Source organism: Vibrio syngnathi (genome assembly GCF_002119525.1).
Classification (GTDB): domain Bacteria; phylum Pseudomonadota; class Gammaproteobacteria; order Enterobacterales; family Vibrionaceae; genus Vibrio; species Vibrio syngnathi.
Genome location: NZ_CP017917.1, coordinates 26382 through 51197 on the forward strand (window position 1 = coordinate 26382; position 24816 = coordinate 51197).

Below are 24816 nucleotides of genomic sequence, written 5' to 3' on the forward strand. Positions count from 1 at the left end.
CTTAATCTCACACCCGAAAAGAGTTCGGGATCTCTACAATGGCTGCAGTGTATTTAGAGTATATAAGGATTACTTGTCAAAAACTCCGAGTTTTTTGCTAAAAACTCGCTTTATTAACAAAACAAACACAAGGTCACACATAAAACTTTAATATAATATGCCGTTTTGTTTCATTGTTTAACAGAAGTTTGCTTTTTGTATTGAGATGGTGACATGCCTTGAAGGCGAGAAAAGGTGTGAGTAAAGGAGGATTGACCGGAGAAGCCCGCCAGTTCTGCAACCTGTCCAAGGCTAAGATTACCTTGTTCAATAAGGCGTCGAGAGCGGTCGATACGCTTTCCTAAAACATATTGGTGAGGGGTAATGCCCATTTGATCTTTGAACAACATGTGGAACTGACTTTCGCCTAAAAACACGCTGCCCGCAAGCTGAGCGACTGAGATCTTATTAGCCAAGTGTTGTTCGATGTAACGATCCAATGCCTCCAAATCAAAACGCGAGTCTTTAATCGAGGTTTCAAAGGCCGAAATGTGCCTTTGCATTAACGCGATCACCGTGTCATTACAGGCACGGCTTAGTAGAAGATCATCAGGACTGGCCTGCATCTCTTGCACCAACATATGAATAAGCTTTTGAATTTGAGCGTCTAATTGGAAGTAAACGTTCGATGATTCTAACTGGTTGATTTTCTCTAGCATCAGAGGGTCATCATCCGTTGGCACTGGCATATTGAGTACTAGGATGTCCGACTGACCAACCACACCACCGAAAGCATGATCAGAGCTTGCTGTTACTACACAACCCTGACCGGGGCCGACAAGATTGCCTTTACCGCTGACTTCAAATTCCGCCTGACCTTTCAGACCAATCACCACCTGCGAATAATGATGATCGTGACAATCCATATGCGAAGGCAAAGTAATGATTTCCGCTGGTCGAGGGCCTGTAAGCCCTAGCGGAGACAAGTCTAGGTTTGGAAAGGGTAAAGGTTTTGGCATGACAGCAAAGTACTTAGGTCGACATAATAAGAATAATACTCTGAAATCTGCATAAGATGAATTTGTAAATGATCATGAGAGTCGTTTTCTCTTCTTTAAAGAAAGATCATTACTGATAACCATTTGATCATGCCTCCGGAAGTATGATCAAGTGTGACCAAACTACGGACTTTGTAAAACCAACCTTCCAATCTTTCGACCACTTTCTTCATCTCAATATTAAAGAAATCAGAACACCAAAAGTCAAAGCAAGTCACAAATGGAAACCAAATGATTACACCATAACGACAATATTTTCTTATATAGCTCAATTATTTCGGTGTAAATATGTAAAAAGTGTATCCGAAGTACCGAAACTTAGCTTTTGAGTAGATTGGAGGGCAATAAAACGGTATAAAGACGGGTACTGTGTTAATTGCTAATAACTAGTGACTCACAACTAGGAAGTAGACACTTTATTAACGAGCCAATTTTAAATATACAAGTTGCAGGGACCTATGACTAACTTTCGAATTTCAGCGCTTTTACTTGCGCTATCCCCACTTTGGGTATCTGCATCGTTATCAGCTGAAGAACTGAATCAAGTCGATCCCGTTTCAGCTATCGATGCAAAGCTAACAGAGAAAAACTCAGATATTGAGCGTATTTCAGCGACCAAAGTATCGGCAACTGAGACCTTAAAACAACTACAAAACCAGAACAGTAAGTTGTTACGTGAAGGTGAAGAGTTAAAGGCAAAACGTAACCGAGCTAAATCTGTACTCGACAAACAGTACAGTCGCTTACTTGATGATCCAGAAACGGATCTGGTTTCTTTTCAGAAAGGATACCAAGATGCTTGGGCTGCGGTTAAAGAGAATCAATCGTCTCAGCTAGATAATCAGCAAGCGATGAATGAGAACGAAATTTACCTTTCTCAAATTAAGCAAAAGCAAGCTCGTTTGAATAATGAGCTGGCTAACTTGAAAGAATCAAAAGTTGAAGCTCGCGTTAAACGTATTGCAACAGAACTTCGTGAAAGTGCGGTTCTTGAAACTAGCTACACCACCACATGTTCATCAACAATGACGCTGGGTGAGTGTATTGCTCAAGGTAACCACCTGACGAAGCAGAAAGCGGTACAAAACTTCAAGAGCAAATTACTTGAGCAGCTCACAGAAAGCACGCTAGCGAAGCAAAACTTACAAGGTGTTCAATTGAACATTCATGTTCAAGACAGCCAAGCAATCAAGAGCGGTTTCTCAGGAAACAACTCTTACTTTGTGCAGATGCAAGCTCAACTTCAAGCAAAGCCTGAAGCGATTGCAGCATGTAACTTATTGAACGTTTCAACTCGCTACTGTTTAACGGACAGCGACGTTAAGGTTGCAAAGAAGAGCGACAAGCAGTGGGCAAACGTGATGGTACGTTCTGATCAATATAATGACTCAGTCACTATCAACGGTATTAAATACGGCAGCACACCTCTAGAGGTTTCGCTACCGAGCGGTCGTCATCAAGTAACCATTTCAAAAGAAGGTTACGAGTCATACAACCGCACAGTGACTATCAACGGCAGCGATACTATTTGGGTGAAACTCCTTCCTAGTAAAGAAAATGAAATCTAAATATATAAAGCTAAGCCTGATATAAATAGCCGTGCCTATTTCACAAAGCTGAATGAATACTCGCCATCTTGTTGTAGTTATAGAAAGTAGCTTCAAACGAAATGGCGTTTTCGTTAGAATATTCAATTAACCTAAATTACGACTGAAGTAGCCCAACATGCGCCAAGGTTTTCCTACTCTATTATTTGCACTTGCTCCATGCTTAATGACGCCTGCTGTTTTCGCTGAAGCGACATCTCCAGCAATCACGTCATCAGTCATCGACATTGAAAGCTCTCTTTTCGAAGAACATGCCAGTTTAACGGCTATCGAGAAGAAGATGGCGGACAAACAAAATCAAGTCGACAACCAAGCAGAGCAAATGGCACGTCAAGCCAAGTTATTAGCTCAATCAGAGCAAAAACTCGCAACGGCGAAAACTAGCCTAGAGCAAGATTACACTCGCATGATTGATGAGCCAGGTTTCGATATTTCACCTGCTCAAAACCATTTTCAAGACGCCTGGAAATCGGTAAAAGAGCACAAGCTTACGATTTCGGATTCTGAGCAAAAACTGCAAAGTTTAGTGATGGAGCTAGAGGCCATCAAAGCCGAAAAGTCGGCTGTAGAAATGTCTATCGCACATTTGAATCAAGATAAGCTAAGAGCAAGAGCCGAAAGGTTGAGAAGCGAGGTTACTCAAACACAAGAGCACACCGTTAGCTTTACTAACCGCTGTAGCAGCGATATGACCTTAGCTCAATGCTCAGACCAAACGGTAGCTTTAACACTTCAAAAAGCAGTAAAACAATTTCAAAATAGCCTTGTAGACAACGCGACAGAATCAAAAATAGTAAAAGAACACCTAGCGTCTGCTTCTTTGAATATTCACGTTCTGCAACACAACGTGAAATCATCTGGCTTCTCCGAAGATAACCGTTACCGAGCAGTGGTTACTGCGAATTTAGAAACTCGTCCAGATAAGAACACCCCTTGTCGTCTACTTGGTATTCAGTCTTCAAACTGTTTCGATCAAAGCGATCAACAAGCCGATGATCAACAAAAAGAAGTGGCTTGGGTTAATTTGGTGGTTCGTTCAAATCAATATAATGATAACGTTTCTATCAATGGCGTGAATTATGGCAGCACACCGGTTGAAGTGATGCTACCTACAGGGCCACACATGGTTACGATTGAGAAAGAAGGTTACCTTTCTTTCCACCAAGAGCTGAAAATAGCCCGAGACCACAACCTAAGAGCAGTATTACAAGCGAAGCAGAATTCACTGAATGTAGGTACCAAATTTGCAGACCCAATGGGCAGTGGTACTCAAAGTCCAGAAATGATTGTGGTTGGATCCGGGACTTATCTACTCGGTGAAAACAATGCTGAGCAAGTCACGATCAAACAGCCATTTGCGTTAGCGGCAACCCCAACTCGCGTTCAAGATTTTAGAGCATTTGTGAAAAATACGGGTTACCAGACAGACGCTGAGTTGATGAATACCTGTGACACTTTCGTCAATGCAGAGATCACGACTGTGTCAGACAATGACTGGAAAGCTCCTGGTTTCAAGCAAGTCGATAGCTCGCCTGTTGTATGCGTTAGCCAAAGCGATGCGAAAGCGTATACGCGTTGGTTATCTAAAAAAACAGGCTTTACTTACCGTCTACCAACACAACAAGAGTGGGAAGCGGCGGCAAGAGCAGGGCAAGATACTAGCTTCTGGTGGGGCAACAAATTCCGTTCAGGTAGAGCCAATACTGGTTGGTCTGGCACACAGTGGTCAAACGTCAGTACTTCTCCCGTTAAATCATTCTTGCCAACGCCAACAGGTTTCTATGACATGGTGGGTAACGTTTGGGAATGGACTGCAACTCAGAAAGGTATCGCTAAGGGGGGCGCGTGGAGCTTCTCTCCTGAAGAGGCAAAGGTGTTTACTGAACTGTACGTTTCGCCTTCTACTGCCGCGAACTATCTAGGGTTCCGAGTATTGCGAGAGCTGTAAGCTCTTGGTATTACTCAAAGCCCTCAAATATTTACCTTAGATTCTCCTATTATCACATTGAGCCTGCGTTTATAGGGGAATTCCCTCCTTATATTCGGTCTCGCCTAGGAGTAAATTCGTCGATAGAGTAGTAAGTCACTCTGGGTATCTAACTGATACCTCAGCTTAATTTACACGACCCTCGTAAATTAAACTGGAAATCTTCTACGTGTCGACAAGGTATATCTTGTCTTTGGCCAGCCCTTCTTCAGGCTGGCTTTTTTTTGCTTTTTCTTTGCCCTTTTTGTTTAGGTATTGATCAATGGCAGCGCGCTTAAACGGCATGCCGTTCAACTATTGATCATTCTCCATTTCTGATGCGTAACTCGGCTTCTAATTGTCATTGCAGACCAATAAGAAACTGATATCATTGCAATACTTCCTCTTACGAGATAAAGCCTTGCCGGATCCCTTTGACTCCATACATCACTCTTTATTTGAACAACTTCCAGGTTGCTGGGGTTGCAAAGATACTGGCTCTGTCTTCGTGTATGCCAACCTTGCTTACAACCAATTAATTGGCTTAAAACCCAACGAAACTTGTACCGGCTTAACCGATTTCGAGATGCCTAGTCAAACAACCGAATGTGCTCAGGATTTCAGGGCTCAAGACAAGCATGTAATGGATACACGCAGTACTCTTAAAATCCTCGATATTCACCCTTATCCAGACGGACGCTGGCACGCTCATATTTTTACTAAAACCCCTTGGCTTGATGGGAATGGCGAAGTTCAAGGCACCATTTTTTATGGTCAAGAACTCACCGACACCGCCATTTTAGAGGTTGGCCATTGGGTGTGTCAGGCGACTTGCGAAAAAGACAATCAAGTGTCCATTACAGGATCAAAACCGCGCGTGTCAAAGCTTCAAAAGCGACTGACTTCGCGAGAATCAGAAGTGCTGTTCTTGTTACTATTCGGCAAGAAACCACAGTACATCGCGTCTACGTTGAACATTTCAATCAAAACGGTCGAAGGGCATGTCGCCAGGTTGAAACAGAAATTCGATGCGCGCAGTAAAAGCCAGTTGATTGGGTATGCGTTGGACTCGGGGCTAGGCTCTATGATCCCAGAAACCCTGCTTAAAAAGCAGATCTCGGTTGTCCTGCACAGTGACTAGTTATTGATTTGATGAGTTTAAGCTCCAAATCAACGGCATCTTTATATCTATAAAGCAGGCGGTTAAGCTGACTATGGCGCTAGGCGATCAATATCCCAGCTATTGTCTTGGCGTGAGAACAAGAAGCGGTCATGCAAGCGGTGTTCGCCACCTTGCCAAAACTCAATGCTATCTACACGCACACGGAAGCCTCCCCAGAAAGAAGGAACCGGAATCTCTCCTTTTGCGAACTTCTGTTTAAGCTCTAGATATTTGCCTTCCAAAATCCCGCGAGCAGAGATACGGCTACTTTGCTTACTTGCAATTGCGGCCAATTGGCTCTCTTTTGGTCGTGACGAGAAGTACTTCATGTTTTCAATCGCTGTTAGCTTTTCAGCCGTACCCGTAATATGAACTTGTCGTTCAAGTGGGTGCCATGGGAAATGCAAACTGATTTTACTGTTGTGACCAAGCTGATGTGCTTTACGGCTACCTAAGTTGGTGTAAAAAACGAAGCCGTCTTTATCAACATTCTTTAGTAGAACAATTCGTTGGAATGGCTGACCATTTTCATCAACCGTAGCAACTGTCATGGCAGTAGGGTCCGTCAACTTAGCTTCAATAGCTTGCTCTAGCCATAGATTGAATTGTTCAATCGGGTCTGCGGCTAAGTCTTTACGTCTCAATCCACCCTTAGCGTATTCGCGACGAATATCGGTCAGTTCCATTTGGTTGCTCCTTTAAATTTTTTTTGATTTTGCGCTGTAATCCTTTGAAACACAAGTCTAAGCCATGGTTTTGTCTCACAGAAGGCGCTCTGTGTTAACAAGATCTCGGTACTCTGTCCATCATATTGGTAATCTTTATACAAACCGATTACACGCTGAGATCCGAGTGACCAAGATACTGCCTAACCTAATGACTCCTTTTGTTTTATTCTCGTTGTTACTGGGAGCCGCAGGGCTGACCGCAACCCACTTTATGGCCGTACAGTTCCAAGAAAAAATCGTCACTCAAAAGCTCAGCGAAGCAGCCAATAAAGCGAACCTACAAATCGATTCTGAACTGGATAAGTTCAAACAGATCCCTGATTTGCTCAGCCATGACCCGCGCTTGCTTTCTTATTTTGACTCATCACCACGAGCAGATAAGATTCCTGCTTCGCAGCTTAATCAATTGCTATTTGAATGGTCGAATCAGAGTCAAGCCGACACTATCTATATCCATGACCCTAGTGGTACTGTCGTCGCTTCAAGTAACTACCAAAAGCCTAGCACTTTCGTGGGTGAGAACTTCTCGTTTCGTCCTTACTTCGCCTCTGCAATTAAAGGCAGCAACACACACTATGTCGCACTGGGTGCACGCTCGAATGTACGCGGTTACTTTTTGTCTTCACCACTGTATATAGAGAATGACATTGTTGGGGTTATCACCGTTAAAGTGAGTCTAGAGAACCTTGAAAATATCCTAACCAGCGATGATTTTGAGATTGTGGTACTCGACTCTAATCAAGTGGTTTTTCTCTCGAGCCAAACTCAGTGGCTTTATCACTCGTTGTTGCCATTAAGTCAGAAGCAACAAACCGATATCGCTTTGCAACGCCAATACGGTCAAAGCGAAATTTCGATCATAGAAGCTTTTCGCTCTTCCAATTATCAACCACAAGTTAACGACGCTAATCAGCCCAACAATATTCAACCAAATCGAGAACAAAAAGAACTCACAGCAAACCAATTGTTTAAACTTGGGGCGTTCAATCTTTACCCCGCAACCTTCAGCAACAATCAGTACCAAGTTGTCGCATTAAAAAAGGCCGAAGCAGAGCTTATTAAAGTGCTGCAGATCGATGTCATCTTCGTGGTGATTTACAGCTTGGTGATGCTCATCGCGTGGTCGTGGCGACAGACTTACGTCGCGAAAGTGGCGCTAACCCGGCTCAACCAAAACCTAGAACAAACCGTTGATAAACGTACTCACTATTTGAAGAAATCCAATCAACAACTTCAGCAAACCATTTTTCAATACCAAGCATCGCAGTTAAAGCTGAAGCAGACAGAACAAGAGCTGACCCAAACAGCAAAATTAGCGGTACTCGGAGAGCTGTCAGCAAGCATTAACCACGAAATCAACCAACCGCTTGCAGCGCTTCGAACTTATAGCGAGAACAGCTTAAAGCTGCTTGAAATGGAACGGACAGATTTAGTGAAGAGCAATCTTGAGAAAATGATTGGCCTCAACAACACCATTACCGACATCATCGCGCGACTCAAAGTCTTTACTCGCAAGGTCACTAAACAAGAACATCATGTCGCGAACCTGCACCAAGCGATCAATAACGCCACCAGTATTCTCAGTACGCTGATGATCAAGCAAGGCATTACACTAAGACTAAGCACGGTGCCTGATGAGATTAATATTGCGATTCACCCAACCGAACTCGAGCAAGTGCTGGTGAATCTGATTCACAACGCGACCCAAGCGCTTCAACAACAAGTTCTTGAACAGAAAATCTTGCAGGAGCAACACAACCTGGAAAACGTTGACCAACAGGCCAGCCCACAGATAGGTATCGAATGGCAACTGCATCATAACTCTTGTCAGTTGATCATTTGGGATAACGGAATTGGCATGCCGAACGATAAGCTAGAACAGCTGTTCGACCCGTTTTTTACCACTAAACCGGAAGGCTTAGGGCTAGGGCTTTCAATATCGAAACGGATTATTGAAGCGTATCACGGCACGATCAGCGCCAACCGATTAGAGCCTTCAGGCATGGTATTCTCGCTAAATATCCCGTTATATAACGATAAAGACCAACGTGCCGTTGTTATCGTTGATTAGAAAATGAATGTTACATACTGCTAGTTTTATATATAGCTAACCTCACATACTGTTAAGGATTCGACTTTTGCACTCTATGCCTAAACTCTATTTTGTCGACGATGAACCTGCCATCCGAGACTCCGTAGAACAAGCCATGCTCATTGAAGGCATCGATATCGTCTGCTTCCCCAATGCCATTGAGGCACTAAAGAAAATAGATGTGACGCAAGCTGGGATTGTGATCACCGATATTCACATGCCAGTGATGGATGGCATCCAATTGACGCAAAAGCTGCTGAATCAAAACCCTCATTTTCAGATCATCGTACTTACAGGTCATGGAGACGTGCAAACAGCCGTATCCGCGATGAAAGCCGGCGCCTACGATTTTCTGGAAAAACCATTTGTGGTTGATGCCCTTTTAACGGCAGTCAAAAAAGCGGCCGACAAGCTCGCCTTGGTAGAAGAGAACAACCTACTGCGTAAAGAGTTGGCGGTACAGAATCAGGTAGGGCCAAAACTGATTGGTCAATCGCCATCAATGCAGGCATTACGCCGAGAACTGATCTCTCTAGATACCAAAACTAATCCACTTCTACTGTTTGTCGGTGATGTAGGGACGGGTAAAAGAGTTACGGCGCAGTACACGCACGATCTTCACAGCCATAAAGCTGCAGAGCTTTGCCCTGTCGCAGCGTTTAATTTGCCACGCCGTGACGAAGCGACATTCCATCAGTTTGTTTTACAACTGTTCTTGAAGCATCAAGGTGGAACGCTTTATATACATGAAACAGAAACATTAACTCAAGACCAATGGCAGTGGTTAGCGAACTTAAAACCCACTCTACTTCGTGAAAACTCATGCAAGACCAATGCAACTTGTATCATTTTAGCAACCGCAGCACTTCCTACTACAATGGTAAGTGAGTTCCGTCGATTTGACTTGCTACCACTAGCGCAACGAACAGAAGACATTGGCTCTTTGTTTAAGCACTTTGCTCGTGGTGCGGCGAGTCGATATCAGTTGCCTCCCCCGGTGATTACAGAAAAAGAGGTTCAACGATTGATCGCCACTCATTGGGGGGGAAATATTCGACAGCTTCGCCAACATGCTGAACTCCGAGTGTTGACTAAACCCAAGCTGCCATCGCTCGACAATACTGAAGATGATGAGAACAAGCTTGATGTCAGCATTGAAGAGCAACAACGGTCATTAAGCCAACGTACCGATAGCTTTGAGCAAATCATCTTGATAGAGGCACTACATCGTCATCAAGGGCGTTTAAAAGAGGTACAGCAAGAGCTGCAAGTGTCACGAAAAACGCTTTATGACAAGTTGAGAAAGCACCAACTTGATAAAACAGATTTCAAAAACCAATAAGAGTTAAAAAATATATAAATTCAAAGATTTAAAGGAGCAAAGCCTTAACATTTATCAAAAGTAAGAATACACTCACAAAGCTTGCACTTTTATTTAGCGAACAAGGACTGTTATGAGTCAGAAAAATTTCAGCAAATTGAACGAGACCGAACTTGAGTATGTCGATGACAAAACAGCGGCACTGCTCCTCAATACGCCCACCAGTGCGCGTATTATGCTATGGGTGATCGTGCTGTTTTTTATTGCTGCTATTGGGTGGTCTGCTTGGGCTGAAATCGACAAAGTGACAGTTGGCCAAGGCAAGGTAATCCCTTCTTCTCAGATTCAAGTGGTGCAAAACCTTGAAGGTGGTTTGGTTAAAGAAATTTTAGTCAAAGAAGGGCAACGAGTTCAAAAAGGGCAACAATTACTATTAATAGATGACACTCGATTCCGCTCTGACTTTCGTGAGCGTGAGCAACAAGTTGCGAACTTAACTGCTAATGTACTTATGCTGTCCGCTTCGCTGACCAGTGTTGTTATCAATGAAGAATTCTCAGTAAAAGAGTGGAAAAAAAGTGTCTTACTCGACTATGGTAAACTCGCCTTCCCACCACTATTCTACGACCTTCACCCCAAATTGGTTAATCGCCAAAAAGCAGAATATCGTCAAGATCTGAACAACCTGAAGAACCAACTTTCCGTTTTTGATCAGCAGGTTGGACAGAAGCAACAAGACCTAGTTGAAATAAAAGCGCGTGTTCAGAATTTAAGACAGAGTTACAACTTTGCCCGTCAAGAGCTGGATATTACCAAGCCTCTTGCTGATGAAGGGGTGGTGCCAAAAATTGAACTGCTCAAGCTGCAAAGACAAGTTAACGACACTCGCCGAGAGATGACCTCTAGCGAACTCAAAATCCCTCTTCTACGTTCAGCAATCAAAGAAGCGATGCTCAGTCGTATCGATGCTGCATTGAACTTCCGATCAGAACAACAAGAGAAGCTAAACCAAGCACAAGATAAGCTCTCTGCAATGACGGAATCAGCGGTTGGCCTTGAAGACAGAGTTAATCGAACTGTAGTAGTTTCTCCAGTAACAGGAACCGTCAAAACGCTTGGTATTAATACCGTAGGCGGTGTTATCCAGCCGGGTATGGACATTGTTGAAATTGTACCAACTGAAGACTCCCTATTAGTTGAGGCGAAAATCGCCCCACAAGATATCGCATTCCTCCGTCCAGAATTGAGCGCTGTGGTTAAGTTCAGTGCCTATGACTTTACTAAATACGGTGGTTTAGTAGGTGTGTTAGAACACATCAGTGCCGATACCACTCAAGATGAAGAAGGCAACAGCTTTTACATCGTGCGAGTGCGTACCGATAAGTACAGCTTTGGGGCTAATGAAGAGCTGCCTATCATTCCCGGTATGACCGCTTCTGTCGATATCATTACGGGTAAAAGAACCGTGCTTGAATATATGTTGAAGCCAATTTTGAGTGCTCAAAACAACGCACTAAAAGAGTAAGGACGGTTAATGCTTGAGAACGTCTTCCTACATGCAGTGAAAAAACAAGAGCAGCGGCAATGAAATCTCGATTTTCGTTATTGCTGCTGTTCCTTACCTCTTTTACTTCCGGAGCACTGAACAAGAGTGACCAAAGGTGGATAGACGCAGTCTCTGTAACCTACGGAGAAAGAGCAGGGAAACGAGTATCGACATGGCGCTCGAATATGACGTCGTACGCAGGGTTAAGTGAAAAAGATAAACTCGATTCGGTAAACCGGTTCTTCAACCAAATGTACTTTGTCGATGACAGTATACTTTGGGGAAAGAATGACTACTGGGCGACACCGCTGGAGTTTTTGGGCAGTAACGCGGGTGACTGTGAAGATTTCACTATCGCAAAATACTTCTCTTTACTTGAGCTGGGCGTCCCAGATAAGAAATTACGATTAGTGTACGTAAAAGCACTTGAGTTAAACCAATTCCATATGGTGTTGGCTTACTACTCTACACCCAGTGCAGAACCGTTAATTTTAGATAACTTAAACCCTGAAATAAAACGTGGCTCCAAGCGCAGAGATCTACGACCGATATACAGCTTCAATGGTAAAAACCTATGGTTGATCAAGTCGGCGGCTGGCAGCGGTAAGTTATCAGGAAAATCTTCAAGATTGAGCTTGTGGAACGACTTACGTTCTCGTGAGCGCTCTCTAAAATTAAACAAACCCATTATCAATTACGATGAGTAGGTACAATGACTTTATATAAACAGCTTGTGGTCGGGATGGTTGCAGTGTTCATACTGCTGATGACGTCAGTTTTTATGATCGAATTCAATACCACCCGTGGATACTTAGAAGAGCAGCAACGCTCTGAAGTAAATAATACCATTAATACTGTTGGACTGGCGCTCGCCCCTTACCTCGAAGAAAAGGACCAAGTGGCTGTAGAGTCTGTTATCAACGCACTGTTTGATGGTAGTTCTTACTCTGTCGTACGATTGATTTTTCTAGACACCGGAGATGACATTCTTCGCTCATACCCTGTGAAACCAACAGGTGTACCACAATGGTTTACCAACCTGAATTTGTTTAAACCGATTCATGATCGCCGCGTGATTACTAGTGGTTGGATGCAACTTGCCGAAGTTGAAATAGTGAGCCACCCAGGCCCAGCCTACACGCAGCTTTGGGAAGCATTTACCCGACTAGTGACCTTCTTTGGAGCGATTTTCTTACTGGGTTTGATCTCGATTTCATGGATACTCCAGCGAGCACTACGCCCGCTGTCACTAATTATAAAAAAAATGAATCAGATTGCTAAAAATCAGTTCGGAGAACCTCTGGCTCGCCCTAAAACAAAAGATCTCATCTTAGTCGTCGACGGTATTAACCACATGTCGACTCAGGTAGAGCAGGCCTTTAAAAATCAGGCGCAAGAAGCTCAACGACTTCGTGAGCGCGCGTATATCGATCCTGTTTCTCAATTAGGTAACCGTGCTTACTACATGTCTCAACTAACTCAGTGGTTAGAAGAGTCTAGTTTAGGTGGTCTGGCGGTGCTAAAAGCCGAATTTATTAGTGAAGAATATGATGACAAAGGCTATCAAGAAGGCGATGCCTTAGTTCACCAATTAGCTGAACAGCTACAGGCTTCTATTTCATCTCCAGATATTACTATCGCTCGTATTTCTAGTGATGAGTTTGGCTTCATTATGCCGAACATTGATGAAAATGAACTGAAACTCGTCGCGAGCAGCATCGTAAACTGCATTCAAAATCTAGGTTCAGATCCAACAGGTATGGCAAATCCACACATAGCTCTCGGTGTGACATACAGCAAGAAACGTAAAACCAGTACTGAAATCATGTCTTTGGTCGATAACGCACTGTCTAGCGCGAAAGCTAACCGTGAGCTCGCTTACGGTTACGTAACTGCTGACGACCATGGCGCTGTAATGGGTAAACAGCAATGGCGCATGTTGGTCGAAGAAGCAATCATCAATGACCTAGTAACTTTCCGCTTCCAAGCTGCAAATAATAGTTTTGGCAAAACCTATCACCAAGAAGTGTTCTCTGCGATTGAGAAAGAGGGGGTTCGTTACGGTGCCAACCAATACTTATACGCATTAGAACAGCTTGAAATGAGCCACATCCTCGATCAATACGTTATCGAGAAGATGATTGATAAACTGAATGCAAAAGAGCTTACTAGCCCCGTTGCTATCAATATCTCGCCAAGCAGTATTTCTCAGCCAAGCTTCATCCGTTGGATCGGAAAGTCTCTTGAGAAAAATGCGTCAATCGCTCATCTGTTGCATTTTGAAATTCCAGAAAACTGTTTCGTCAATGTTCCTCACTACACGGCACTATTGTGTAACACCATTCGCAACGCTGATGCGGTGTTTGGTGTCGATAACTATGGACGCAACTTCCAATCGCTCGATTACATCAACGAGTACCGCCCTAGCTATGTGAAGCTGGATTACCTATTTACTCATAACCTTGATGACGAAAAACAGAAATTTACGTTAACGTCTATCTCAAGAACGGCTCATAACCTTGGTGTGACGACTATTGCGTCACGAATTGAAACTCAGACTCAGTTAGATATTTTGTCTGATAACTACGTAGAAGTGTTCCAAGGCTTCATTGTTGATAAATAGTTGTAAGGTTATATCGCATGCAAGATCCACTATTAAACTCACTGATCTACGTTAGTCGGTATTACGGGTTAGCTAACTCGCCCGAAGCGTTGATCAATGGGCTACCACTCTCTGATGGAAAGCTAACCCCTTTCCTATTCCCTCGCTCTGCAGAGCGTGCGGGGTTAGTGGCCAAAGAAAACCGTTCCGATCTAGAAAACATCCCTCACTTAATTCTGCCCGCTATATTGTTACTCAAGCAAGGTGAGGCTTGCGTTCTTAATAGTATCGATATTGAGAAGCAAGAAGCCGAAATCATCACAACGGAAAGTGGGATGATGCCAATCGTCATCCCAATCGAAGAGTTGAAAGAGCAATTCATCGGCCGTTACTTCTTAGTAAAGAAACAATTCCGTTATGATGAACGCTCACCAGAAATTTTAAAAACGCGCGAAGGTCACTGGTTTTGGAGCACAATTTGGCAATCTAAAAAAATCTATCGAGATGTGCTGATCGCATCAATTCTAATCAACCTTTTCGCTATTGCAGCTCCAATGTTTACTCGTTTGGTGTACGACAAAGTGGTACCAAACCTAGCGTTTGAGACGCTATGGGTACTCGCGAGTGGTATTTTTGTCGTCTTCCTCTTTGACTTGCTTTTAAAGTTAATGCGAAGCTATTTTATTGACGTTGCGGGTAAGAAATCCGATATCCTGATTTCATCTAAGTTGTTCAGTAAGGTGCTCGGGATTCGTATGGAAGCGAAGCCTGCTTCTGTCGGTGCTTTTGCTAAAAACCTGCAAGAATTCGAATCAATCCGTGAGTTCTTTACTTCGGCAACTATAGGCTCATTAATCGATTTGCCATTCGCTCTTATGTTCTTGGCGCTAATTTGGTTGATGGCTGGCAACCTTGTGTTTGTTCCTGTCGCTGGCGTGGTGATTCTGATCATCTATGCATTGCTAATACAAGGCCCGCTGCGTCGTACCATTGAAGAAGGCTCTCGCCTTGCTTCTCAGAAGTACGCAAACTTAATTGAGAGTTTAGCGGGACTAGAAACCGTTAAGCTATTCAGCGCTCAAAGCCAGTTCCAATTCCGCTGGGAAGAAGCTGTCGCGCACATGGCGAACTGGAATATCAAGAGTCGTCGCATTACCGATAGCATCCAAAACACCGCAGGCTTTGTTCAACAAAGTACCAATGTGGGGATGATCATTTTTGGTGTGTACCTAATGGCAGAAGGCACTCTTACAATGGGTGGCTTGATTGCCGCTACTATGTTGAGTGGTAGAGCAATTGGTCCTCTTGTCCAGTTATCATTGCTTTCTACGCGTTATAACCAAGCGAAGTCATCAATGACCTTGATTGAGCAAGTCATGTCGATGCCCAGTGAGCAAGAGGAAGGTAAGCGATACATCCACCGTCCGATTATTCAAGGGCATATCGCGCTTGATAAAGTAACATTCCATTACCCTGATTCGCCAATCGCGTCTATAAGAGACCTGACTCTTAATATTAGTCCAGGTGAAAAGGTCGCGATAATTGGCCGAATTGGTTCAGGTAAAAGCACACTTGAACGCCTGATTATGGGCCTGTATAAGCCCACAGAAGGTCATGTTCGCATTGATGACACTGATATGGAGCAACTTCACCATGTCGACGTACGACGCAATATAGGCTGTGTGCCGCAAGACAGTAACCTATTTTATGGCACTGTAAGAGATAACATTACTTTGGGACGCCCGTTGGTTGACGATCGTGATGTTATGGATGCAGCGAACCGTGCTGGTGTTACCGCTTTTACTCAGCAAGATCCCGCAGGCTTAGAACGTCAAGTTGGCGAAGGTGGTGGTTTGCTCTCTGGTGGTCAACGTCAGTCGATTGCCATAGCTAGAGCCTTCCTAGGGCGTCCTCCTGTATTATTGATGGACGAACCTACCAGCGCTATGGATAACCGTTCAGAGATGCACATTAAGCATCAGCTGAGCCAGCTGTTACCTAGTGAGACTTTGATTCTTATCACCCACAAAACGTCGATGTTGGATATCGTGGATAGAGTGATTGTGATGGAGAAAGGCAGCATTATTGCCGACGGACCAAAATCACAAGTTCTGTCAGACTTGAAGCAAGGTAAGGTAAAAGCGGCAAGTTAGGTTGTTCTGAATTTTCAGCTCGCTTGAGATGAATATCTTCAAGCGAGCTGAAAGTAATTTAAACCCAAGCTGGTATAAACCAAAACCGACGAGGCTGTTCCGCTTTCATGCTGAATATCAGGCAGTAGCTTCCAAGATCAGGCAGTAGCTTCCAAGATCAAACTTTGGCGTCGTCACTAGGGTCGTAGACAATCAAGTATGAGTTAAGCTTTGCAGTAAACGCGAGCTTCACGTGGTGTATAAATACCGAAAGTCAAAGTCGCTAGTAAACCATTTACGAATGTTTCTTGAACTTCAACTTTAGTCACGTTGTCGATACCGTTACATACTTTAGCTGCATCAATGTGCTTTTTCTGCGCTAGACCATTGATGAAAAAGTGGTGTGACTTTTCAGTTGTTGGTGCTGTTGCTTCGCTCTCTTGAGGGGCTATTACGAAAGTTTGTTGAGCGCAACCTGTTGCTGCTAGCGATAGTGCCGCGATGAGCATTAATTTTTTCATGTGTTTCTCCAGAGATAAAATTCAGCTCACGCTAGTAAGACTGAACGAGTGTTGTATTCTTTGAAGGGGATATGTACTCCCCTTCAGCTGATGAAGAATATTATTCCAGAGATGATTTTTCGTTACTGTATGGGTTTGTCAGCTGAATCGTTACATAGCTGAGTTATTACATAGCTGAATGGTAATGGTGAATACCGCACCCTTTAAGGTTTGGCTCTGACCAACCTCCACAGTAGCGTCGTGTTGAGCACAGATCTTCTCGACGATAGAAAGCCCTAGACCATGACCGCTCTTGGTTTTGTTACGTGCTTTGTCACCAACATAAAAGGGTTCAAACAGGCGAGCTTGATGTTCTTGAGCCACACCATCACCATCATCATGTACTGCAATTTGTAGTTGTTCTTGATGCACGGTTGCTTCAATCAACACTTGAGATCGTGCGAATTTCATCGCGTTACGGACTAGGTTATCTAGTGCTCGGTTGAGCAGTGTTTCATCCGCCAGTATCGAGCTAGGTTGCTCTGGCAGTGATAGGTCGATGTTGAGCTGAGTGTCTTTATTCCAACGCGTTATTGCGTGGTTGAGAAAGTCTTGTATCTCTAATGGTTTTTGTAAGTTTTCTAGGTCAGTACTATCGAGTTTGGCGTAATACAATAGTTCATCGACCATCTTTTCCATCTCTTCGGTATCTTCAACAATACTTTCAATAGTTTTTTTCTGACTATCGTTGAGTGGGGTGTCTTTGAGCATTTCCGCTTGCCACTGAATGCGGAATATCGGTGTGCGCAACTCGTGAGCTACCGCATTGGTGAGTGAACGATTACTCTCGATTAAGCTATGGATTCGGTCGGCCATCAGATTAAAGGATTTATTCAGAGATCCAATTGCGCTGCCTCCAGACGTTTCTGCTCGCGAAGAGAGGTCGCCTTCTGCAAAGCGCAGTGTGGCATTTTCAAGTTTCTTGACTCTTCGGAAAATAATCAACAGATGACCTATGCCATATACGATGAAGCTCGCGATAAAGAATACCCAAATAAGATCATCTTCGAGCTCAATCTTTTGTCGAACGAGTGTGTCGTCATTGGGCTGGTAGTGGTAAGTGTTTTGACTATCAGATAACCTGAACCACAGCTCACGATAGTCGTCGTGAAAAATAAATATGTTGGGGTTAGCAATAAAGAATTCAGAAACTTGAGTCGGTAGCTTATCATTCGGTTTGAATGTGAGTAGGGTGTTGCGAGTAGTATCTACAAACAGACGTATGGCTTGATGAGCGGCTTCGAGCCCTTGATTATTCGCAATGTTTTCTATGAGTTGCTGGTGAGCTGTCGCTTCGTAATCTTGAAATATGTATTCGTAATCAGTATTGAGCTGATAGACGCAAACCTCGTAGGCAAAAAGGCCAACAATAAAGCAAGTTAACAGCCCTAGAACGGACTCCAAATAGATACGTCGCATAATCGCTCTCTTTCATTGCGCCCACACTGAACGCGGTTAATGCCAGGCGGTCGAAACAAATAAGTAACCTTTTCCGCGAATGGTCTGAATTTTCTCTGCCGGTGTTTTGTCATCACCAAGTATCTTTCGCAAACGCACCACTTTGTTGTCAATCGTTCGGTCGATCCCGTCGTACTCGATCCCACGCAGCGTTTGAGTTAAGTAATCACGTGAAAGCGGGGTATCAGGGTTGGATGCTAACAGCCAAAGTAGATCAAATTCACTGTCTGTCAGTGATAACACCGAACCTGAAAGTTGACACTTTTTATAGGTGTTTTTCAGCGTAAGTTGATCGAACTGAAGGCAACTTGGATCATCAACTGTAGGTGTATTGGTTTCTTGACGTCGTAATAGCGAGCGGACTCTTGCCAACAGAACTCTTGGTTTTATTGGCTTGGTGACATAATCATCAGCGCCAGTCTCTAAACCAGCGACGTGATCAAAGTCATCATCGCTGGCGGTGAGCATTAAAATTTTACCCTTAAAGAGCGTACGGGTCTGTCGGCAAATTGTCAGTCCGTCAGTTACAGGAAGCATTAAATCCAATAATACGATATCTGGCTGTTCGGCAAGAATTATCTGCGAGGCATCACTGCCGTCATCTAACGCGGTAACATCAAAATCTTGCGCTACAAAGTAATCCTTTAGCATTCGCTGAAGTTTTAAATCGTCTTCAACGATGATCATTTTAGGTTTTGTCATTCCGTTATCAGCCCTGTTGTGCGTTTAATTTATTGAGATTACGTGACCGCATTTAATCTTGGTGGTTACTGCTGTTGCATATTAATCGAAAATGCGTCACGAAGAAATTCCTGATGCGAATGATTAAACACTTTCCACGCTAGTTCAATGCCGATTTGTGATTAATTATTAAAATAAAAAACAATGTTCAAAAAGATCTACAATCTATTACATTCGCACGACAGACCGTTTTATGATTAACCAATAGAATCTCCCAATCAAAATTTGGGGAATAATGGTATGAAGTACTATCGAAATACTTTGCTAGCGTTACCTTTGGCTCTCTTGGCTGGCTGTAATTCAAGTTCAAACGCGGGACACTCAACCACCATTTCGCAAAAGAAACCGAAGGCTGACTACGTATTTTCTTCAGCTAAGCTTGGTGAATTGTATCAAGAGAGGCAAAAGCTCCAAGAAGAGGCTATGAAGCTCTCTTACGATGGTATTTTGTATCAAAAAATTCAGTTTGCTGAAGATATTAGTGGTAAGCAAAAAGTGATTAGGCTTTTGGATGGCTTAGGTCAAAGCGTGGATCTGTACTTTCCTGATGCTGGGTTTGATAGCTGTGGTATCTATACAGAGAGTAAAGGCTTGGATCTATTTGATTGTGATGCAGCACAACGCTTTACTTCTAATGATACTACGTCAATAAAAGCGATGACGAAGGATAAAAAAATCTCCGTTAAGCTTGAATACCATAATGAAATGTTGGAATACGTGACTAGTGTTGGGTCGACTGTTCTGAGTAGGGTCTCAGAAGGAAACAAGGTGACTATCACAACTTCGTTTGCCTTTAACGCATTTTATCGTGATGTATTTAAAAATACTGGGGATGTTGAGCGCATTACTTCGACGCTTGGTGTATCAACCTATTCCCAGATTTTTGATATCGTGAAGTTATACCAAGGCAGTGAGATGACCTTGAAGTTTAATAATCATATCGGTGGCAGTGCCGACGACGATATCAATATGTACACTGGGCGCATGATTAATAATAGCAATATGACAACGGTTGTAACGCCTGTAGGCTCTGTTTTCTCAGGAGGCACGGATCTATTCGCAGCGGGTAGTCCGCGTATTTTACAACGCGCAGATCCCACTAAAGCCATTGAGCTGAATAAGCAGGTTGGTGTACATAGTTGGGCAGAGGGTGATAAAACGGCCAAGCAATTCTCATATACTAACGAGAGTCATCGCAAACAAGCGACCTATTTCAAAAAGGTGATGGGAGAAACTGGGATCGATTTCTATATCTTCACTTTAGACTCTGCGCCATCTGATGGAGAGCACTGGGTGACTAAGGCTGATTCAGACAAATATGGCTTCATCACTCGCATTGAGTAATTTAAGCTCGGATTAAAATAGAAATGACTTGAGAAGGTTGGTGATGACGTTGTTGTCACCAATATTTTTTGTTCATTTTTTGATTCGTTACTTATGTTGAGTGTGAATTTCCTGTCTCACACTTCAGTATCAAAACTCACAGATACTACTTTTTTACTTCCCTCCCCAAAAGTGTCTACACGGACTTTTACTGAATGATTTTTGCTCTTTCCAAGCAAAAACATTTGACCAATAACTATCACACCTCAAATCTTTAATTATTTTCCATTGTGCTCTAAATGATATTTAACTTGTTGTTTTATTGTGGCTTTTATTGTTTTGAATGTTGTGTTGTTACGGGTTTGTTTAAATTAATCGTTTGAACCCTAACTAAACTTCTGTCATTTTATATTTAACTGAACGTTCAATATAAAATAGAAGGACTAAGAAATGCCCAAGGTTGGGATGCCTGACATACGTAAACCACAGCTTGTTCAAGCGACCATGACGGTGATTGATCGAGTCGGTTTGCATGCCGCGAGTATTGCGTTGATCAGCAAAGAAGCGGGAGTCTCCACTGGCATTATTAATCACTATTTTGGTGGAAAGCATGGGCTGCTCGAAGAGACCATGCGAGAAATACTGCGTCAACTTTCGAATACCATCACCACGTCACTAAAAGCGCTTCCTGTTGATGCTCACCAACAGAGAATTAACGCGATCATCGATGGTAACTTCAAAGGTTACCAAGCCGAAAATAAGGTCGCGAAGGCATGGTTGGCATTTTGGTCCTATTCAATGCATGACCAACAACTGAAAAGACTGCAGCGTGTGAATGAAAAACGTTTGATTGCTCACTTACTTATTGAATTAAAATCGATTTTTCAACCTGATCAAGCGGAATTGATCGCACACGGCATTGCATCATTAATTGATGGGGTCTGGCTCAGAGGGACGCTCAATCCTGAAGGCATTAACGCCGATAAAGCTCGTGCAATCATCAATGACTACTTAGACAAGCAGCTTACGTTTTACTCGTGTCAGCGCGATTAATGAGTCATCAAAAATTATAGTGAGTGAGCTTAAAAGGCTCGCTCTCAACAACGATATGCATTCACAAATACATAGACCGATAGAGTCTAACAACAATAATTAAGTCAGAAGATCAAATGGAAATGAACTCGTTATACATCGATGGTAAAGCGGTTGACGCTACCTCAGGCGAAACTTTCGTCAGCATTAACCCTGCAAACGGCGAACCTATCGCAACGCTTGGCCAAGCTTCTTCAGCTGACGTTGAAAATGCGATTGAATCGGCGAAGCGCGGATTTGCGGTATGGTCAGCAATGACAGCCGTAGAACGCAGCCGCATTCTTTTAAAGGCGGTAGAGATACTTAGAGCTCGAAATAATGACCTTGCGAACCTTGAGGTTGTCGATACGGGCAAGCCGTTACAAGAAGCGATCGAAGTCGATGTGGCTTCTGGCGCCGACGTTATTGAGTACTTCGCAGGGCTAGCACCTACGCTGCAAGGCGATCAACAACCTCTTAGTGAATCTCAATTTTTCTACACACGCCGTGAACCGCTAGGTATCTGTGCGGGCATTGGCGCGTGGAATTACCCTATCCAAATCGCAATGTGGAAATCGGCTCCAGCACTCGCTGCGGGTAATGCGATGATCTTCAAGCCTTCAGAAGAAACGCCGCTAACGGCAATTAAACTTGCTGAGATCTTTACTGAAGCTGGCCTTCCTGATGGCGTGTTTAACGTAGTTCAGGGTGACTACCGAGTGGGTCAAATGCTAACGGCTCACCCTGACATCGCGAAAGTGTCGTTCACAGGCGAAACCGGTACGGGCAAAGCGGTAATGTCAGACAGTGCTAAGACACTGAAATCAGTCACCATGGAACTTGGCGGCAAATCACCGATGATCGTGTTTGATGATGCGAAATTGGATGATGCAGTTTCCGCTTCGATGGTTGCTAACTTCTACACCCAAGGCGAAGTGTGTACTAACGGTACCCGTGTTTATGTACACGAAAAGATCTACAACGCATTCATCGACCAACTTAAAACACGCACTGAGAAGCTGATCATTGGTGATCCAATGGACATGGAGACTCAGATCGGCGCGTTGATTTCTAAAGAACACCTTTCAAAAGTTCTCGAAGCAATTGAGCTAGCTAAACAGTCGGGCGCAACCCTGCTGACGGGCGGCTATCGAGTGACAGATAACGGCCTCGAAAATGGTAACTTTGTTATCCCAACCGTGTTTGTGGATTGCGAAGACAACATGCCTCACGTTCAGCAAGAGATCTTCGGCCCTGTGATGTCAGTGTTGAAGTTTACGGACGAAGACGATGTGATTCGCCGCGCTAACGACACCAAATATGGCCTTGCGGCTGGTGTGTTCACGCAAAACCTTTCTCGTGCGCACCGTGTTATTCATCAAATGCAGGCGGGTATTTGTTGGGTGAACACGTGGGGCGACTCACCGGCAGAAATGCCTGTTGGTGGTTACAAGCTTTCAGGTATTGGTCGTGAAAATGGACCAGAAACCCTACTTCACTATACGCAGACTAAGAGCATTCTTATTGAACTTGGCGACTACGCCAGCCCTTATGCCTAACGCGTAACACTCAATTTTATGGGTTAGCTTAACAGAGCTAGCTCCACTGACTCATCTCAGGGAAATCAAAACATGGAACAACGCTACGATTATATTATCGTCGGCGCGGGTTCGGCCGGCTGTGTGTTAGCGGATAGGCTAACGGAAAGCGGTGAACATAGCGTTTTATTACTGGAAGCGGGTGGCACGGATAAGAGTATTTTTATCCAAATGCCAACCGCGCTTTCTTACCCAATGAATACTGAAAAGTACGCTTGGCAATTTGAAACAGAGAAAGAACCGGGCCTTGATGGACGTGAACTGCACTGCCCACGTGGCAAAGTGTTAGGCGGGAGCTCATCAATCAATGGCATGGTTTACGTGCGTGGCCATGCTTGTGACTTCGACCAGTGGGAAGAAGAGGGTGCTGCCGGTTGGAATTACCAAGCGTGTTTGCCTTATTTCCGCCGTGCTGAATCATGGAATAAAGGTGGCGATCAATACCGTGGCGACAATGGCCCAGTCGGCACTTGTAACGGTAACGATATGGAGCTTAACCCGCTTTATCAAGCATTCATCGATGCAGGTAAAGACGCTGGTTACCCAGAAACACAGGACTACAACGGCTACCAGCAAGAAGGCTTCGGCACCATGCATATGACGGTAGACAAGGGTGTTAGAGCCTCAACCTCTAACGCTTATCTACGTCGAGCATTGAAGCGTTCAAACCTGACCTTGAAGAAGGGCATCGTGGCGCGCCGTTTCTTACTTGAAGCACTCGTCGTAAAAGACCAGTCATCAAAAGGCCAATCAAAGCTGAAAGCCGTTGGTGTCGAGTTTGAAAAGTCAGGCAATACCCAAGTGGCTGTGGCGAACAAAGAAGTGATCTCTTCTGCGGGTTCTATCGGTTCTGTTCAACTGCTGCAGCTTTCTGGTATCGGCCCGAAAGCGGTACTTGAAAAGGCAGGCGTTGAACTTAAACACGAGCTGAATGGCGTCGGTGAAAACCTTCAAGATCACCTAGAAGTGTACTTCCAATATCACTGCAACGAACCCATCACACTCAACAGCAAGCTTGGCTTGGTCAGCAAGGGCATGATTGGCGCAGAATGGATTCTGACTCGTAAAGGTTTGGGTGCCACTAACCACTTTGAATCGTGTGCGTTCATTCGTTCTCGCAAGGGATTGAAGTGGCCGAATATTCAATACCACTTCCTACCAGCAGCGATGCGTTACGACGGACAAGCGGCTTTTGATGGTCACGGCTTCCAAGTACACGTTGGGCCTAACAAGCCAGAAAGTCGCGGTACGGTGGCGATCACTTCGGCTGATCCACATGCCAAGCCTGAGATCATTTTCAATTACATTTCGACCGAACAAGACCGCCAAGATTGGCGTGATTGCATTCGCTTAACTCGTGAAATTTTGTCGCAACCTGCGATGGATGTTTACCGTGGCGAAGAGATTCAGCCAGGTCTGAGCGTCACTTCTGATGAAGCGATCGACGAATGGGTTAAGCAGAACGTTGAAAGTGCTTATCACCCTTCTTGTGGCTGCAAAATGGGTTCAGATAACGACCCAATGGCGGTACTTGATGAAGAGTGTCGTGTTCGCGGCATTGATAATCTGCGCGTTGTCGACTCGTCTGTTTTCCCTGTTATTCCAAACGGTAACCTTAACGCACCGACCATTATGGTTGCTGAGCGTGCCTCGGATCTGATTCTGGGCAAGCCCGTTTTAAAAGAACAAAACGTTCCGGTATGGATTGCACCTGAATGGGAAGACAAGCAAAGAATGAATAAACCAGTAAGAGAAGCGTAAGCCTCTGTTATTATTTAAAAAATAGAAAATATTTCAAAAATAGGAAAAGCAAAAAGTAACAACAAAAATTAGTCAAAAGTCAGAAGAACTGCTCTCTATCGGTGTTGATAT

At 43.9% G+C, this 24816-nt stretch carries 18 protein-coding genes; 13 read left to right on the plus strand and 5 right to left on the minus strand.

The features are described from left to right. Window positions 1-170: 170 nt before the first annotated feature. Window positions 171-998 carry a helix-turn-helix domain-containing protein gene (locus K08M4_RS15120; RefSeq protein ID WP_086050471.1) on the minus strand — a complete coding sequence of 276 codons (828 nt, stop codon included), beginning with the start codon at window positions 996-998 and terminating at the stop codon, window positions 171-173. Between the two features lie 497 nt (window positions 999-1495). Between K08M4_RS15120 and K08M4_RS15125 the strand changes: the two genes are divergently transcribed. The 3 genes from K08M4_RS15125 (at window position 1496) to K08M4_RS15135 (ending at window position 5751) form a co-directional block, all read left to right on the plus strand. After that, window positions 1496-2605 carry a PEGA domain-containing protein gene (locus K08M4_RS15125; RefSeq protein WP_086050472.1) on the plus strand — a complete coding sequence of 370 codons (1110 nt, stop codon included), beginning with the start codon at window positions 1496-1498 and terminating at the stop codon, window positions 2603-2605. Window positions 2606-2762: 157 nt separating this feature from the next. After that, window positions 2763-4592, plus strand: coding sequence for a formylglycine-generating enzyme family protein (locus K08M4_RS15130; RefSeq protein ID WP_086050473.1), 1830 nt, complete (start codon window positions 2763-2765; stop codon window positions 4590-4592). A 376-nt stretch (window positions 4593-4968) separates the two neighbouring features. After that, window positions 4969-5751: a PAS domain-containing protein gene (locus K08M4_RS15135; protein ID WP_086050474.1), complete on the plus strand. Its 783-nt coding sequence runs from the start codon at window positions 4969-4971 to the stop codon at window positions 5749-5751. A gap of 71 nt (window positions 5752-5822) precedes the next feature. Here K08M4_RS15135 and pdxH read toward each other — a convergent pair whose 3' ends face one another. Then, complete coding sequence (gene pdxH, locus K08M4_RS15140) at window positions 5823-6458, minus strand: pyridoxamine 5'-phosphate oxidase (RefSeq protein ID WP_086050475.1); 636 nt, start codon at window positions 6456-6458, stop codon at window positions 5823-5825. Between the two features lie 166 nt (window positions 6459-6624). On the opposite strand from pdxH, the gene K08M4_RS15145 reads away from it, so the two are divergent. The 6 genes from K08M4_RS15145 to K08M4_RS15170 all read left to right on the plus strand — a co-directional run bounded on the left by K08M4_RS15145 (window position 6625) and on the right by K08M4_RS15170 (window position 16214). Further along, window positions 6625-8571: a sensor histidine kinase gene (locus K08M4_RS15145; protein ID WP_086050476.1), complete on the plus strand. Its 1947-nt coding sequence runs from the start codon at window positions 6625-6627 to the stop codon at window positions 8569-8571. A gap of 76 nt (window positions 8572-8647) precedes the next feature. Beyond that, window positions 8648-9934, plus strand: a complete 1287-nt coding sequence (locus K08M4_RS15150; RefSeq protein WP_086050477.1) for a sigma-54-dependent transcriptional regulator — start codon at window positions 8648-8650, stop codon at window positions 9932-9934. Window positions 9935-10046: 112 nt separating this feature from the next. Beyond that, window positions 10047-11438 carry an HlyD family type I secretion periplasmic adaptor subunit gene (locus tag K08M4_RS15155; protein WP_086050478.1) on the plus strand — a complete coding sequence of 464 codons (1392 nt, stop codon included), beginning with the start codon at window positions 10047-10049 and terminating at the stop codon, window positions 11436-11438. 59 nt (window positions 11439-11497) lie between these two features. Continuing rightward, the gene (locus K08M4_RS15160; protein WP_086050479.1) at window positions 11498-12166 is read left to right on the plus strand and encodes a transglutaminase-like cysteine peptidase; all 669 of its coding nucleotides are present in this window, start codon (window positions 11498-11500) and stop codon (window positions 12164-12166) included. Window positions 12167-12171: 5 nt separating this feature from the next. Beyond that, window positions 12172-14082 carry a bifunctional diguanylate cyclase/phosphodiesterase gene (locus K08M4_RS15165; RefSeq protein WP_086050480.1) on the plus strand — a complete coding sequence of 637 codons (1911 nt, stop codon included), beginning with the start codon at window positions 12172-12174 and terminating at the stop codon, window positions 14080-14082. A 17-nt stretch (window positions 14083-14099) separates the two neighbouring features. Continuing rightward, on the plus strand, window positions 14100-16214 hold the full coding sequence (locus K08M4_RS15170) for a type I secretion system permease/ATPase (RefSeq protein WP_086050481.1): 2115 nt from the start codon (window positions 14100-14102) through the stop codon (window positions 16212-16214). A 203-nt stretch (window positions 16215-16417) separates the two neighbouring features. On the opposite strand, the gene K08M4_RS15175 is transcribed toward K08M4_RS15170, so the two are convergent. From K08M4_RS15175 to K08M4_RS15185, 3 genes are all read right to left on the minus strand, one after another. Beyond that, window positions 16418-16714, minus strand: coding sequence for a Bor family protein (locus tag K08M4_RS15175; RefSeq protein WP_086050482.1), 297 nt, complete (start codon window positions 16712-16714; stop codon window positions 16418-16420). A gap of 150 nt (window positions 16715-16864) precedes the next feature. Next, window positions 16865-18172: a sensor histidine kinase gene (locus K08M4_RS15180; protein ID WP_086050483.1), complete on the minus strand. Its 1308-nt coding sequence runs from the start codon at window positions 18170-18172 to the stop codon at window positions 16865-16867. Window positions 18173-18208: 36 nt separating this feature from the next. Beyond that, a complete protein-coding gene (locus K08M4_RS15185; RefSeq protein WP_086050484.1) occupies window positions 18209-18913 on the minus strand; it encodes a response regulator in 705 nt (234 codons plus the stop codon). A 279-nt stretch (window positions 18914-19192) separates the two neighbouring features. Between K08M4_RS15185 and K08M4_RS15190 the strand changes: the two genes are divergently transcribed. The 4 genes from K08M4_RS15190 to betA all read left to right on the plus strand — a co-directional run bounded on the left by K08M4_RS15190 (window position 19193) and on the right by betA (window position 24705). After that, window positions 19193-20296: an alpha/beta hydrolase gene (locus K08M4_RS15190; RefSeq protein ID WP_086050485.1), complete on the plus strand. Its 1104-nt coding sequence runs from the start codon at window positions 19193-19195 to the stop codon at window positions 20294-20296. A 429-nt stretch (window positions 20297-20725) separates the two neighbouring features. Next, window positions 20726-21328: a transcriptional regulator BetI gene (betI, locus tag K08M4_RS15195; RefSeq protein WP_086050486.1), complete on the plus strand. Its 603-nt coding sequence runs from the start codon at window positions 20726-20728 to the stop codon at window positions 21326-21328. Between the two features lie 116 nt (window positions 21329-21444). Then, entirely contained in the window at window positions 21445-22905 is a 1461-nt protein-coding gene (betB, locus tag K08M4_RS15200) for a betaine-aldehyde dehydrogenase (protein ID WP_086050487.1), read from the plus strand. 72 nt (window positions 22906-22977) lie between these two features. Further along, window positions 22978-24705 (plus strand): choline dehydrogenase, encoded by a 1728-nt coding sequence (gene betA / locus K08M4_RS15205; protein ID WP_086050488.1) that lies wholly within the window; start codon window positions 22978-22980, stop codon window positions 24703-24705. Window positions 24706-24816 lie beyond the last annotated feature (111 nt).

What these genes read in the sequence shown, in the direction of transcription:
- K08M4_RS15120 (WP_086050471.1), bottom strand. Translation starts at nt 998, where the DNA reads ATGCCAAAACCTTTACCCTTTCCAAACCTAGACTTGTCTCCGCTAGGG.
- K08M4_RS15125 (WP_086050472.1), top strand. Translation starts at nt 1,496, where the DNA reads ATGACTAACTTTCGAATTTCAGCGCTTTTACTTGCGCTATCCCCACTT.
- K08M4_RS15130 (WP_086050473.1), top strand. Translation starts at nt 2,763, where the DNA reads ATGCGCCAAGGTTTTCCTACTCTATTATTTGCACTTGCTCCATGCTTA.
- pdxH (WP_086050475.1), bottom strand. Translation starts at nt 6,458, where the DNA reads ATGGAACTGACCGATATTCGTCGCGAATACGCTAAGGGTGGATTGAGA.
- K08M4_RS15150 (WP_086050477.1), top strand. Translation starts at nt 8,648, where the DNA reads ATGCCTAAACTCTATTTTGTCGACGATGAACCTGCCATCCGAGACTCC.
- K08M4_RS15155 (WP_086050478.1), top strand. Translation starts at nt 10,047, where the DNA reads ATGAGTCAGAAAAATTTCAGCAAATTGAACGAGACCGAACTTGAGTAT.
- K08M4_RS15160 (WP_086050479.1), top strand. Translation starts at nt 11,498, where the DNA reads ATGAAATCTCGATTTTCGTTATTGCTGCTGTTCCTTACCTCTTTTACT.
- K08M4_RS15165 (WP_086050480.1), top strand. Translation starts at nt 12,172, where the DNA reads ATGACTTTATATAAACAGCTTGTGGTCGGGATGGTTGCAGTGTTCATA.
- K08M4_RS15170 (WP_086050481.1), top strand. Translation starts at nt 14,100, where the DNA reads ATGCAAGATCCACTATTAAACTCACTGATCTACGTTAGTCGGTATTAC.
- K08M4_RS15175 (WP_086050482.1), bottom strand. Translation starts at nt 16,714, where the DNA reads ATGAAAAAATTAATGCTCATCGCGGCACTATCGCTAGCAGCAACAGGT.
- K08M4_RS15180 (WP_086050483.1), bottom strand. Translation starts at nt 18,172, where the DNA reads ATGCGACGTATCTATTTGGAGTCCGTTCTAGGGCTGTTAACTTGCTTT.
- K08M4_RS15185 (WP_086050484.1), bottom strand. Translation starts at nt 18,913, where the DNA reads ATGACAAAACCTAAAATGATCATCGTTGAAGACGATTTAAAACTTCAG.
- K08M4_RS15190 (WP_086050485.1), top strand. Translation starts at nt 19,193, where the DNA reads ATGAAGTACTATCGAAATACTTTGCTAGCGTTACCTTTGGCTCTCTTG.
- betI (WP_086050486.1), top strand. Translation starts at nt 20,726, where the DNA reads ATGCCCAAGGTTGGGATGCCTGACATACGTAAACCACAGCTTGTTCAA.
- betB (WP_086050487.1), top strand. Translation starts at nt 21,445, where the DNA reads ATGGAAATGAACTCGTTATACATCGATGGTAAAGCGGTTGACGCTACC.
- betA (WP_086050488.1), top strand. Translation starts at nt 22,978, where the DNA reads ATGGAACAACGCTACGATTATATTATCGTCGGCGCGGGTTCGGCCGGC.